The following is a 12,482-nucleotide window of genomic DNA, read 5'->3' as shown; positions in this document are numbered from 1 at the left end:
ACCACGGGGGCCGCTCCACCGGACGCGCCGCCTCCTGACGATCCGTCACACCGCGGCGGCGGACCGCCGCCGCTCACCCCGCCGCGAGCAGCTCGTGCAGTTCGGCGACCGCCTTGTGGCCCGAGGCGCCGAGCCGCTCCAGGGCGGCGCGCCAGGCGGTGCGGGCCTCGGCGAGGCGGCCGAGGTCGCGCAGGACCAGGCCGTGGGTGTGCTCGATGGTGCCGGCCGCGAAGGCGTCCTGGAGGGCGGTGGCCTGTTCGAGCAGGCCGCGGACCAGCTCCAGGGCCTCGGCCGGCCGGCCGACCCGGCGCAGCGCCTCGGCCTGGCCGCGCCCGTTCTCCAGCGCGACGTGCCAGGGGACGACCCACGGGGAGGGGGCGGTGGCCCGGGCGAAGTAGTCCAGCGCGGTGGCGGGGTCGTCCAGCCGCAGGTGGGCGAAGCCGATGTTGGCCAGGCCCGCGCAGACCGCGTCGCCGAAGTCGCAGCGCCGGCCGGCCTCGACGCTGCGCCGGTGGTGGGCGATGGCCAGGTGCGGGTCCTCGGCCTCCACCAGGTTGCCGAGCGCGCTGAGCACGGTGGCCTCGCTGCGCAGGTCGCCGGTCCGGACGGCGAGGTCGAGCGCCTCCTCCAGGCTGGTCACGGCCTCTTGGACGCGCCCGAGGTGGGACAGCAGGAGGCCGCGGTTGCTCAGCAGCGTGCCGCGGTGCACCGGGTCGTCGACCAGGGCGAGGCTCCGGTCGATCAGTTCGACGCCCCGGAGGTTCTGCCCGGTGACGAAGTGCACGTGCGCCATGTCGCTGAGCGCGTGCGCCAGCGCGGTGCGGTCGTCGTCGCGCAGGGCCAGCCGGTGGACGAGCTCGTTCAGCCGGAAGGACTCGGAGTGCCGCCGCACCCGCAGGTACGGCGCGAGCGCGCGGACGGGCAGCGAGACCTCGGCGGCGGTGGCCCACGGCTCGGCGGCGACCCGTTCGACCAGGGTGGACAGGTTGCCGAACTCGGCGTCGCCGAGGGCGAGCGCGGCGTCCCCGTCCAGCCGGTCGGCGCCGTCCACCGGGGGCAGCCGCCGCAGCTGGTGGGTCTTGGGGTCGAGGGCGAGCGCGATCCGGACCGCGACCGACAGGTACCAGCCGAACGCGGCCCGGACGTGCCGGGTGCGTTCGGCGGGGTCGGGGACCAGCTCGCGGGCGTAGTCGCGGACCAGGTCGTGCGGGGCGTACCGGTCGGGGCCGGGCTCGTCCAGGAGGGCGACCTCGACCAGCCGGTCGAGGGCCGCGCCGGCCTGGGCGGGGGTGATCCCCAGGACGGCGGCGAGCAGCGGCGCGGAGTAGTCGGGCAGGTCGATGGCGCCGATCGCGGCGAGCGCGGCGGCGGCCCGCAGGTCCGGGCGGCGGGCGGAGGCGCGCAGCGCGTCGTACGTCAGGGCGAGCGACTGGCGGATGCTCAGGTCGTCGAGTTCGAGCTCGTCCAGGCGGTCCTCGTGCTCCTCCAGCCGGCCGACCAGGCCGCGGACGGGGAGGGTGCGGCGGGCGGCGAGGCGGGCGCCGGCGATCCGCAGGGCGAGCGGCAGCCGGCCGCAGAGCCGGACCAGCCGGGCCAGGTCGGCCTGCTCGATGGCCACCACGGACCGGTCCACCGTGGCGCGGCCCGCGGTGCGCTCGACCAGGGCGATGCCGTCGCGCTCGGAGAGCGCGTCGAGCCGCAGGTGCAGGGTGTGGTCCAGGGTGTGCATGGGGGTGCGGCCGGTCACCAGCACGGCGCAGCCGGGCTCGGCGGGCAGCAGCGGGCGGACCTGCGCGGGGTCGGCGGCGTCGTCGAGGACGAGCAGGGTGCGGGTGCCGGTGAGGGTGGTGCGCAGCAGGGCGGCGGCGCTGTCGGCGTCGGCGGGGACCGCCCCGGGGGCGGTGCCGAGGCCGCGCAGCAGGGCGGTGAGCGCGGCGTGCGGGGTGAGCGGGGCGAGGCCGGGGGTGGCGCCGCGCAGGTTCAGGAACAGCTGCCCGTCGGGGAAGTCGGCGCGCAGCGCGTCGGCGCAGTGCACCGCCAGCGCGGACTTGCCGACGCCCGCCATGCCGCTGACCACCGCGACGGCGGGCCGCCCCGAGCCGTCCAGCAGGGCGCGGCGCAGGACGCCCAGCTGCTCCCGGCGGCCGACGAAGTGGGCGGCGGGGGCGGGCAGTTGGGACGGCCGGGGCCGCCCGTCCGGCCCGCCGGACGCCACGGGCCCGGCGGGTGCGGCATCCGGGCCGGGGACGGGCCCGGCCGGGGGTGGTTCGGCCAGCAGCCGCCGGTGCGCCTCCCGCACGGCGGGCCCGGGTTCGACGCCCAGCTCCTCGACCAGGGCGGCGCGCAGGCGCTGGTGCACGGCCAGAGCCCGGGCGCGGTCGCCGGTCTGCTGGAGGGCCCGCATCAGCTGGGCGTGGAAGGCCTCGCGGAGCGGGTGCTCGCCGACCAGCCGGGTGAGTTCGGGCACCAGGGCGTGCGGGCGGCCCAGGCGCAGCTCGGCGTCGAAGCGCCACTCCAGGGCCTGTAGCCGGCTCTCCCGCCACTGCTCGCACGCCGCCCCGGCCCCGGCCGGCTCCGGCAGGTCGGCGAGCGGTTCGCCGCGCCACAGGCCGAGCGCGGTGGCGGTCTCGGCCAGCACGGCGGGCAGGTCGCCGGCCTCGTGCGCGGCGCGGGCCCGCCGGACGGCCACCTCGAACCGCCGGGTGTCCAGCTCCTCGTCCGCCACCACGAGCCGGTAGCCGGCGGGGGTGGCGCGCAGCCGCGTCCCCTCCTCGTCGGCGAGCGCCCTGCGCAGCCGGGCGACCAGGTTGCGCAGCGAGGCCTCGGCGGTGGCGGGGGCGCGGTCGCCCCAGAGCGCGTCGACCAGGCGGTCCAGCGAGACGGGCCGGTCGGCGTTCAGCAGCAGGACGGCGAGCAGGGTGCGGGCCTTGGGGCCGCGGACCGGGCGGTCGGCCGTCCCGTCGTGGGCCGTCAGAGTTCCGAGCAAGCCGAAGCGCACCGTGGTGCTCCCTGTCCGCGTGCGCCCCGCCCGACTCCCCATCGGTGCACGTTAGGCAGATGTTATCGACCGATTACCGGCCCGATCCAGGCTGGCCCCGTCGCACCACGGACCCTCCGCCGGAACTCCACGCTTCCGTCCGGCCGCACGGCAAGGAGAAGAGCATGAGCAGCGCCCGCCGCACCGCCACCGCCCGCCGCACCGCCACCGCCCCCCGCACCCGGCGGGACATCGCCTGGTCCTGACCCGGCCCGCCCCACGGCCGGCGCCCCGCCGCGCCCCGCCGCGCCCCGCCCCGTCGCGCCCGCTGACCGGCTACCGCAGCGAGTGCTCCGGTGCCGCCACCCGGTGCACGAGCGTCGCGGTCAGGAACGCCACCACCGCCGCGACGATCAGCAGCGGCATCGAATCCGGCGCCTGGCTCCCCAGCAGCGCCGTCGCCAGCACCGTGCTGGTCACCGGCAGCCGGGTGACCGCCGCACTGCTCGCCGCCAGCCCCACCGCCAGCCCCGACTCGATCCCCATGCCGGGTAGGCCGCCCGCCGCCACGCCGAGCGCCGCGCCCAGCAGCACCGCCGGGAAGATCGGGCCGCCGCGCAGCGACCCCAGCGCCACCCCCCAGCCCAGCCCCTTGAACAGCACCAGCGCCAGCAGCGCCCCCACCGGCCAGCTCTGCGGGTCCGCCGCCAGCTGCCCCAGCGTGGCCTGCCCCGACAGCGCCGCCTCCTCCGGCGAACGCCCGGTCACCAGCGCGTACCCGGCGATGCACACCCCCACCAGCACCGCGCACAGCACCGTGCGCACCGCCGTCCGGTGCGCCGTGAACGCGGCCGAGCGGTACCCCAGCGTCTGCCCCGCCACCAGCACCACCGCGATCACCACCGCCAGCGGGATCCCCCACAGGAAGTCCCCGACGTCCGGCAGCTGCGCCTGCGGCACCGACGGCAGGCTCAGCGCGCCGATCGACAGCCCCGTCCAGTGCCCGAACCCGGTGAACACCAGCGCCCCGACGCCCGAGGCCAGCAGGCACGGCAGCAGCAGCATGGTCAGCTGCGCCCCGCCCAGGCCCGCCGCCTCGATCATCATCACCACCGCCACCAGCGGACTCCCGAAGATCGTGGCGATCGCCGCCGTCGACCCGGCCGCCCCCAGCATCGGCCCGACCACCGGGCTGGCCGCCCGCTTCGCCGCGCTCACCGTCAGCAGCGCCAACCCGCTGCCCAGCGCCATCAGCGGCGCCTCCGGGCCGAGCACCGCACCCAGCGGCAGCGCCGCCAGCGCCGCCAGCACCACCGACGGCACCTCCACCGGCAGCGTCGGCGGCCCGCCCAGCCCCAGCACCGGCACGTGCCCGCCCCGCCCCGGCATCCTGGTCACGATCGGCGCCAGCAGCAGACCGGCCAGCGCCAGCGCGGGCAGCGGCCACCACCACGGCGCGTGCGCGTAGCCCCAGGACCTGGGCAGCGACTCCCACACCCAGTGCTGCAACTCGTGCTCCAGGCTGACGAAGCCGAACGCCGCCAGCGAGACCGGCACGCCGACCAGCGCCGACACCAGCAGCAACCGCCCGTACCCGGGGCTGCGGAGCAGCTCGCGCAGGCCGGGCGACGGGGACGTACCGGCGGCCTCTGCTGGCATCTGCGCTCCCTGTCACCCGGCGGACACACCTGCCCCGACCGTCCGCCGCCGACCCGCACCCGGGCCAGCGGGGTGGGCCGAACGGGCGAGCGGCGCCCCCTCGGTCGTACGGTGGACGCAGGACCGATCGAGGAGGACGCGATGCCCGGTTCCATGACCCTCGGCCACACCGACACCCTGGTGATGCTCGACCACGGCGACGCCGAACGCCTCGCGGCGCTGCTCGCGGGCCTCTCCGCGATGGCCGCGAGCGGCCGTCTCTCCACCGAACAGCTCGCCGCCCTGGGCTCCGGCGAGGCCCCCGACCGCGCCGAACTCGCCACCTGGTCCCGCACCCTCGCGGCCCACCTCCGCGACCACCTCTGACCTTCCGGCACGGCGGAAGCGAAACCAGGGGCCCGGGGAACGGCGGGGCCGTGCTGCTGGTGGCCGGAGCCCATCGAAGGTCCGTGCTGCTGCGTGTCCTGAACAGAACCCGAAGCCGATGCGCGCCACGGCAGTGCACCGCCGGCAGCCCGGGCCTCGCCGTTCCCCGAGCCCCTGATGGCGCTCTCCCGAGCCCCTGATGCTGCAAGTCCTAGAGTGGGGAGCATGCAGCTCTCCTGGGTGACCGTCCCGACCCCGTTGCCCAGCGGCCCGATGCGGTTCGCGGTGACCGACCGGGGGGTGGCCGCCGCGAGCTACCTGTGCGACACGCCCGTTCCGGAGTGCACCGACGAGCGGCGGGCCGACCTGGTGCGGGCCCGGGTCGGCGAGTACTTCGCCGGCTCGCGGCGGGAGTTGGAGCTGCCGATCGACTGGAGCGGCGCCACCGGACCCCACCTGGCGGTGCTGCGCTGCCTGGTGGCGACCGTCGGCTGGGGCCGGACCGTCACCTACGGCGAACTCGCCTCCCGCAGCGGGGTGTTCACCGATCCGTCCGAGCCGGGGGTGCCGGCCCGGACGGTGGGCCAGATGATGGGGGCGAACCCGCTGCCGCTGCTGGTGCCCTGCCACCGGGTGGTGGCCGCGGACGGGCTGGGCGGCTTCGGCGGGGCGTGGCACGGGGTGGAGACGAAGCGCTGGCTGCTCACCCTGGAGGGCGTGCTGCCGCCGACCCTGGACTGGTCCGGGCCGACGGCCTAGCGAACGGCGGGGGCTACACCGCGACGGTCGCGGCGGGCCGCCGCTCCGCGCCGTCGAGGCGTTCCAGCGCGGGCGCCGCGGACTGCCGGGGCAGCACCGCCTGGATGGCGGAGACCAGGGTGTACTCGCCGAGCGTGAGCTCGTCCGCGGCGGGCAGCGACGGCCGGGCGCCCAGGGCGAGTTCGAGGGCCGCGGCGGGCAGGTTGAGCCCGCACATCCGGAGCTGGTGCAGCCCGCCGGACGGGCGGGTGTTGACGTCGAGGACGACCGGGCGCCCGGTGCCGCGCTCGTGCCGGAACTGCACGTTGGACAGGTGGCCGACGCCGAACTCCGCCACCAGGCGGCGGGCCGGTTCCAGGTAGGCCGGGTCGACGGTGAAGCCGCGGCGGCGGCCCTGCTTGGTGCGGCCGACCGCGGCCAGCACCCGGCCGTCCTGCTCGGCCAGGCAGTCCACCGAGACCTCGGGGCCGTCCAGGTAGGGCATCACCAGCAGTTCGGCGGGGGCGGCGGACCGCTCCAACGCGCCCAGCACCTGGTCGAGTTGGACCCGCGCGTCGACGTAGCCGGCGAGCCGGCCGAGGTTGAACGGCTCCCGGGTGAGGACGCGGAAGCCCTCGCCGCCCGCGCCGGAGGCCGGCTTCAGGCAGGCGGCCGAGCCGGTCGCCTCGATCTCCTCGACGGCGGCGAGCAGTTCGGACGCGGTGCCGGCCTGCCGCCACAGCGGGGTGGGCAGCCCGACCGCGTCCAGCGCCCGGTAGCCGTCGACCTTGCTGGCGAACAGCGATATCGCGGAGGCGGGCGGGCAGACCAGCGCGGTGCCCAGCGCCTCGAAGTCGCGGCGGCGCAGCGATATCGCCAACTGGTGCAGGCGGGGCAGGAACACGTCCACGTCGTGGCGGGCGCAGAATTCCAGCGCGAATTCCACGTACGCCTCGGCGGTCAGCCCGTCCGGTTCGAGGGCGCCCAGGTCGGCGGCGGCGATGACGGGGGAGTCGGGGTCGACGTGGGTGGCCAGGACGTGCACCGGGCGCGGTGCGGCCCGCAGCAGGTCGATGAAGAAGACGTTCTCGGCGTAGGTGCGGTTCAGCCAGACGCGGACGGGCGCGGTCACGAAGGTCTCCCTGGAGAAGGGCGTGCCGATGGGAGGTCACCGACCGGTTCGCCTGCCCTGTGGCGGCGGTCACCACGCGGTGAGGGGGCCACCTTAGCGCTGTTCCGCCGCGGTTCGAACAGGGGGGCGGTGAGCAGCGCGGACGCCTGGAACGGGGGCCCGGGAGGCGGGGTCCGCACACCCCGCCCGGGCGCCCCGGTGCGCTGGTCGCACTATTGCGTCCATGCGCCCGAATCACCCCCACGAGTGATTGCCGCCTCACCTGAACGGACGTCAGCATGGTTGCCGCAACGTGCCGTCGACACGATCAGGGGCCCCTCGGAAATGACGACCGAAACCACCGCCGGAATTCCCCAGACGAGGCCGCGGAGCAGCCTCTCGGTGGCGGCCGCCAAGAACCTCGCGTCGACCACCAAGTCGGCCCCGCAGATGCAGGAGATCAGCAACCGCTGGCTGCTCCGCGCGCTGCCCTGGGTCGAGGTCTCCGGCGGCACCTACCGGGTCAACCGGCGGCTGTCGTACGCGGTCGGCCGCGGCCGGGTGGGCTTCGTCCGGACCGGCCGGGAGGTCGCGGTCGTCCCGCCGACGCTGCGCGAGGTCCCGGTGCTGCGCGGTTTCGAGGACGACGCGCTGCTGGCCGAGCTGGCCGGCCGCTTCGTCCAGCGGGACTTCGCGGCCGGCGAGGTGCTGATCGAGCAGGGCCGCGAGATCGACGAGGTCTACCTGGTCGCGCACGGCAAGGTCGACAAGGTCGGCACCGGCAAGTACGGCGACCCGACGGTCCTGGGCACCTTCGCGGACGGCGACCACATCGGCGACGAGGCGCTCACCGTCGCCGACCGCCGCTGGCCCTACAGCGTCAAGGCCGCCACCGCCGGCACCGTGATGGTGCTCGCCTGGCCCGCCTTCCAGGAGCTCGCCGACCGCTCCGAGGCGCTGCGCGACCAGATCCTCGCCTTCATCGCCGACTCGCAGCTCCCGCAGACCCACAAGGGCGAGGCCGCGATCGGCATGTCGGCCGGCCACGAGGGCGAGCCCGTCCTGCCGACGGCCTTCGTGGACTACGAACTCGCGCCGCGCGAGTACGAGTTGAGCGTCGCCCAGACGGTGCTGCGGGTGCACAGCCGGGTCGCCGACCTCTACAACAAGCCGATGGACCAGACCGAGCACCAGCTCAAGCTGACCGTCGAGGCGCTGCGCGAGCGGCAGGAGCACGAGCTGGTCAACAACCCGGAGTTCGGCCTGCTGGCCAACGCCGAGTACGGCCAGCGGATCCAGACCCACTCCGGCCCGCCCACCCCGGACGACCTGGACGAACTGCTCTGCCGCCGCCGCAGCACCAAGTTCTACCTGGCCCACCCCAAGGCGATCGCCGCCTTCGGCCGGGAGTGCAACAGCCGCGGCCTGTACCCGGAGGCGATCCGGTTCGAGGGGCGGACGGTGCCCAGCTGGCGCGGCGTCCCGATCCTCACCTGCAACAAGATCCCGGTGGTCGACGGCACCACCTCGATCCTGGCGATGCGCGTCGGCGAGGACAACCAGGGCGTGATCGGCCTGCGCCCCGGCGCGCTGCCGGACGAGGTCGAGCCGGGCCTGAACGTCCGCTTCATGGGCATCGACGAGAAGGCGGTCATCTCCTACCTGGTCAGCGCCTACTACTCGGCGGCGATCCTCGTCCCCGACGCCATCGGCGTGCTGGAGAACGTGAACGTCGCCCACTGGCAGCACTGACCACCGGGCGGGCCCACCGTCCTGGGCCCGCCCGTTCCACCGCCTGACGGTCCGTCAGCAAGCATTCCCGCCGCCCCGCAGCCGGGGCCGGCCGAGGGGGAGGACTTCACCATGGCCATCACCGTGCCCGAACGCGACCAGCACGGCGAGCGGGCGGCGGCCCCGGCCGTCGACGGGGGGCGCGACACCGCCGAGGCGATGGCCCTGCTCTCCCGGGCCCGCACCACCGTCGACCCCGCGCTGCGCGCCGCCGTCGACACCCTCCCCGACTCGATGCGCCTGGTCGCCGGCTACCACCTGGGCTGGCTGGAGGCCGACGGCGCCCCCAGCGCGGTCGGCGCCGGCAAGTCGATCCGCCCGGCGCTGGTGCTCGCCGCCACCACCGCCGTCGGCGGCCGCCCGCAGGACGCGGTCCGTGCCGCGGCCGCCGTCGAGCTGGTGCACAACTTCACCCTGCTGCACGACGACGTCCTCGACCGCGACCACACCCGCCGCCACCGCCCCACCGCCTGGCGGGTGTTCGGCACCACCGGCGCGATCCTGGCGGGGGACGCCATGCACTCCCTCGCCCTGCGGGTGCTCGCCGAGGACCCGCACCCGGCGGCCTCGGCGTCCGTCCGCCGCCTCGCCGACTGCGTGGTCGAGCTCTGCGCGGGCCAGCAGGCCGACTGCTCCTTCGAGCAGCGCACCGACGTCACGCTCGCCGAGTGCCTCGCCATGGCCGAGGGCAAGACCGGCGCCCTGCTCGGCTGCGCGTGCGCGCTCGGCGCACTGTACGCGGGGGCGGACGCGGAGACCGCCGACGCGATGGACGCCTTCGGCCGCGAGATCGGGCTCGCCTTCCAGCTGATCGACGACCTGATCGGCATCTGGGGCGACCCGGCGGTCACCGGCAAGCCGGTGGGCGCCGACCTCGCCGCCCGCAAGAAGTCCCTCCCGGTGGTCCACGCCCTCTCCTCCGGCACCCCGGCCGGTGCGGAGCTCGCCGCGCTCTACGCCACCGGCCGCCCGCTCAGCCCCGCCGAACTCGCCGCCGCCGCCGACGCGGTGGACCGGGCGGGCGGCCGCAACTGGGCCCAGACCGAGAGCTGCGACCGGATGGCCGCCGCCATCGCCCACCTCGCCGCCGCCGTCCCCGACCCCGCCCGCGCCGACGACCTCCTGGCCCTCGCCGAACTCGTCACCCGCCGCACCTACTGAACCCGGGGGCTCGGGGAACGGCGAACTCGGGGCTGCTGACGGTTCACCGCCGGAGCACGCATCGGCTTCCGGTTCTGATACTGCGACGCGGCAGCACGGACCTCCGATGGGCTCCGGCCGTCAGCAGCACGGACTCGCCGTTCCCCGAGCCCCTGCACGCTCACGCCCCGGCGAGGATCTCCCGCTCCTTCGCCGGGTCGATCCCCAGCGGCGTGTCCAGCTGCCGGTAGGCGACCTCCGCGCGGCCGCCGGCTTCGAGCCAGGCCCAGGTGTCGGTGACGGTGTCGAGCAGCGGGCGCACGCGCAGGCCCGCGGCGAGCGCGGTCGCCGGGTCGGCCCGCCAGGTGCCGTGCCAGCCGTCGGCGGCGGGGGCCCAGAGCGGGAGTTCCACCCAGGGGGAGACCCCGGCGGCGAGCAGGTCGGCGTCCGGCGTCCAGACGAGTTCGGCGTCGGAGCCGGTCGCGGTGCGGCAGGCGTCGAGGAACTCCCCCGTGGTCGTCGAGCGGATCGGCGCGGTGGTGAGGTAGCGTCCGGCGGCCCGCCGCTGCGCGAGGTCGAGGCCGAACGCGGCGAAGTCGCGGGCGTCGATCAGGCTGAGCGGGCGGTCGGGGGTGCCGGGGGCGAGCACCCGGCCGCCGCGGGCGATCCGGTCGAGCCACCAGGGGAGCCGGCCGATGGGTTCGTGCGGGCCGATCAGCAGGCCGCAGTTGAGGATCGCGGCGGGTCCGTCGAAGTGGTCGCGCAGGGCGCGTTCGCACCCGGCCTTGAGCGCGTTGGCGAAGGGCTGGTCGGGCGGGAGGTCGCCGGGGCAGTCGAGGGTGGGGGAGTCGGCGTCGACCGGGCGGGCGGGCCAGTCGGCGAAGGCGTGGACGGAGGAGACGAAGCCGTAGTGCCCGGCGCGGCCGCTGAGCAGCCGGGCGGCGGTGGCGACGTCGTGGGGCTGCTGGCCGGAGGTGTCGACGACGGCGTCCCAGTGCCGTCCTTCGACGAGGCGGCGCAGGTCGTCGGGGTTCGCGCGGTCGCCGTGGACGGCTTCGACGCCGGGCGGGTCGGTGCGGCTGACGCCGCGGTTGAAGGTGGTGACGCGGTGGCCGCGGGCGAGCGCCTCGGTGGCGTAGGCGAGGCCGAGGAACTTGGAGCCGCCGAGCAGAAGGATGTCCATGCCCCGCAGGGTCTCCGGAGCGGCGGCGGTCCATGCGCCGCGTTCGCCGGGAGCGGAGCGGTTACGCCGGGAGCAGACGGTCGGTCAGGCGCGCGGCGGGGTGGTGCCCGGAGTGCCGATCGGGGGGTCAGCACATAGCATCCCGGTGTACCGGTATGTCTGAATTGCCCCTTTCGCGGGGGGTAGGAGGGTGGGCGAGATGGGGAACCCGGTCGGTGCGGATCCGGCGGCGGTGCGGCGGACGGCGGCGCAGGCGTGGACCTGGGGCTACCCGATGCTGGAGAACTACCGGATGCTCTACCCGCAGGCGATCGACGACGCGGACCCCCGGTACGTCGGGGGCTTCGGCGTGTTCCGGCACCACCCGCAGCCCGCCGCCGCGGCCGGCACCGACGCGGTGACGCCCGACCGCGACACCGCGCACTCGTGGGCCTGGCTGGACCTGCGGGCCGAGCCGTGGGTGCTGGAGAAGCCGGCGACCGGCCGCTACCACGTGCTGCCGGTGCACGACCTGGACACCGCCTATGTCGGCTTCGTCGGCTCGCGGACCACCGGGGACGGCGCGGGCCGCTACCTGATCGCCGGGCCCGGGCACCGGGCGAACCCGCCGGAGGGCTTCGACGGGGTGCTGCGGGCCGACGGGAACCTGGTGGGCATCGTCGGGCGGACGGCCTCGGCGGGGGAGGGGGACGCGCCGGAGGTCGAGCGGGTGCAGGCCGGGTACCTGCTCAAGCCGCTGAGCGAGCACCTGGGCACGCCCCGACCGGTCGCCGGGGAGCCGGTGTGGCCGGTGTGGCGGGGCGAGGAGGTGCTCGGCACCCTGGAGTTCTTCTCGCTGCTCGACTTCCTGCTGGGCTTCTTCCCGGCCCTGCCCGCCGACGCCGACCTGCGCGGCCGGCTGACCGAACTGGGCGTCGGCAGCGGCGACTTCGAGCCGGCGGCGCTGCCCGCCGAGGTGCGCGAGGCGATGCTGGCGGGCATCGCGGACGCCCGGGCGGAGCTGGCCCGGGCCGTCGAGGGGGCGACCGCCGGCGCGGTTAGGTCCGGCACCCGGGAGCAGCTCGGCACCGACCACCTGAACCGGGCGCTGGGCGCCCGCACGGGCCTGTACGGCCTGCCCGCGGAGGAGGTCTGGTCCGGCGACGGCCGGCCGTGGACGGCGGGCGGCCTGGAGCCCGCGGTGCTGCGCTTCGCGCCCGGGCGGCTCCCGCCGGCCCGGTTCTTCTGGTCGGCGTCGGTGCACCGGCTCCCGGAACGGCTCCCGGCCGACGACGGGACCGACCGGTGCGCGATCGGCGACCGCACCCCCGGCCTGGTGCACGGCGAGGACGGCTCGCTGACCCTGTACGTCCAGCACCGGCGCCCCACCGACCCGGCCGAGGCGGCGAACTGGCTGCCCGCCCCCGAGGGCCCGTACTCCGTCGCGGTGCGCGCCTACGGCCCCGGGCCCGAACTGCTGGACGGCAGCTGGCGGCTGCCCGACCTGACCCCCCGATGAAGTCACCGATCAGACAAGG

The 12,482-nt window shown here is 76.1% G+C and carries 10 protein-coding genes; 6 read left to right on the top strand and 4 right to left on the bottom strand.

Annotation, left to right across the window (positions count from 1 at the left end):
• Positions 1-73 precede the first annotated feature (73 nt).
• Entirely contained in the window at positions 74-2,986 is a 2,913-nt protein-coding gene (locus HUT16_RS14795) for a BTAD domain-containing putative transcriptional regulator (RefSeq protein WP_254897810.1), read from the bottom strand.
• 71 nt (positions 2,987-3,057) lie between these two features.
• Here HUT16_RS14795 and HUT16_RS14790 point away from each other — a divergent pair, with 71 nt between their 5' ends.
• A complete protein-coding gene (locus tag HUT16_RS14790; protein WP_176188643.1) occupies positions 3,058-3,243 on the top strand; it encodes a hypothetical protein in 186 nt (61 codons plus the stop codon).
• A gap of 70 nt (positions 3,244-3,313) precedes the next feature.
• Here HUT16_RS14790 and HUT16_RS14785 read toward each other — a convergent pair whose 3' ends face one another.
• Complete coding sequence (locus HUT16_RS14785) at positions 3,314-4,636, bottom strand: chloride channel protein (protein WP_176188642.1); 1,323 nt, start codon at positions 4,634-4,636, stop codon at positions 3,314-3,316.
• 141 nt (positions 4,637-4,777) lie between these two features.
• On the opposite strand from HUT16_RS14785, the gene HUT16_RS14780 reads away from it, so the two are divergent.
• Together HUT16_RS14780 and HUT16_RS14775 are read left to right on the top strand one after the other, a co-directional pair.
• On the top strand, positions 4,778-5,002 hold the full coding sequence (locus tag HUT16_RS14780; RefSeq protein ID WP_176188641.1) for a hypothetical protein: 225 nt from the start codon (positions 4,778-4,780) through the stop codon (positions 5,000-5,002).
• 225 nt (positions 5,003-5,227) lie between these two features.
• Positions 5,228-5,761, top strand: coding sequence for a methylated-DNA--[protein]-cysteine S-methyltransferase (locus HUT16_RS14775; RefSeq protein ID WP_176188640.1), 534 nt, complete (start codon positions 5,228-5,230; stop codon positions 5,759-5,761).
• Positions 5,762-5,774: 13 nt separating this feature from the next.
• Here the strand turns inward: HUT16_RS14775 and HUT16_RS14770 are convergent, their stop codons facing one another.
• Entirely contained in the window at positions 5,775-6,872 is a 1,098-nt protein-coding gene (locus HUT16_RS14770) for an ATP-grasp domain-containing protein (protein ID WP_176188639.1), read from the bottom strand.
• Between the two features lie 324 nt (positions 6,873-7,196).
• Between HUT16_RS14770 and HUT16_RS14765 the strand changes: the two genes are divergently transcribed.
• The gene (locus HUT16_RS14765) at positions 7,197-8,603 is read left to right on the top strand and encodes a family 2B encapsulin nanocompartment shell protein (RefSeq protein WP_176188638.1); all 1,407 of its coding nucleotides are present in this window, start codon (positions 7,197-7,199) and stop codon (positions 8,601-8,603) included.
• A gap of 198 nt (positions 8,604-8,801) precedes the next feature.
• Entirely contained in the window at positions 8,802-9,803 is a 1,002-nt protein-coding gene (locus tag HUT16_RS14760; RefSeq protein WP_176192682.1) for a family 2 encapsulin nanocompartment cargo protein polyprenyl transferase, read from the top strand.
• A 160-nt stretch (positions 9,804-9,963) separates the two neighbouring features.
• Here HUT16_RS14760 and HUT16_RS14755 read toward each other — a convergent pair whose 3' ends face one another.
• Entirely contained in the window at positions 9,964-10,965 is a 1,002-nt protein-coding gene (locus HUT16_RS14755; RefSeq protein WP_176188637.1) for an NAD-dependent epimerase/dehydratase family protein, read from the bottom strand.
• A gap of 199 nt (positions 10,966-11,164) precedes the next feature.
• On the opposite strand from HUT16_RS14755, the gene HUT16_RS14750 reads away from it, so the two are divergent.
• Entirely contained in the window at positions 11,165-12,463 is a 1,299-nt protein-coding gene (locus HUT16_RS14750; RefSeq protein ID WP_254897809.1) for a DUF1254 domain-containing protein, read from the top strand.
• Positions 12,464-12,482: the final 19 nt, after the last annotated feature.

This window comes from Kitasatospora sp. NA04385, from assembly GCF_013364235.1.
Lineage (GTDB): Bacteria > Actinomycetota > Actinomycetes > Streptomycetales > Streptomycetaceae > Kitasatospora.
Note: the sequence above shows the minus strand (reverse complement) of the source record. Positions and strands in the feature narration are given on the sequence as shown.

Excerpts from the sequence above, each read along its gene's own strand:
- HUT16_RS14755 (WP_176188637.1), bottom strand. The coding sequence starts at position 10,965 with ATGGACATCCTTCTGCTCGGCGGCTCCAAGTTCCTCGGCCTCGCCTAC.
- HUT16_RS14780 (WP_176188641.1), top strand. The coding sequence starts at position 4,778 with ATGCCCGGTTCCATGACCCTCGGCCACACCGACACCCTGGTGATGCTC.
- HUT16_RS14775 (WP_176188640.1), top strand. The coding sequence starts at position 5,228 with ATGCAGCTCTCCTGGGTGACCGTCCCGACCCCGTTGCCCAGCGGCCCG.
- HUT16_RS14790 (WP_176188643.1), top strand. The coding sequence starts at position 3,058 with ATGTTATCGACCGATTACCGGCCCGATCCAGGCTGGCCCCGTCGCACC.
- HUT16_RS14765 (WP_176188638.1), top strand. The coding sequence starts at position 7,197 with ATGACGACCGAAACCACCGCCGGAATTCCCCAGACGAGGCCGCGGAGC.
- HUT16_RS14760 (WP_176192682.1), top strand. The coding sequence starts at position 8,802 with ATGGCCCTGCTCTCCCGGGCCCGCACCACCGTCGACCCCGCGCTGCGC.
- HUT16_RS14785 (WP_176188642.1), bottom strand. The coding sequence starts at position 4,636 with ATGCCAGCAGAGGCCGCCGGTACGTCCCCGTCGCCCGGCCTGCGCGAG.
- HUT16_RS14750 (WP_254897809.1), top strand. The coding sequence starts at position 11,165 with ATGGGGAACCCGGTCGGTGCGGATCCGGCGGCGGTGCGGCGGACGGCG.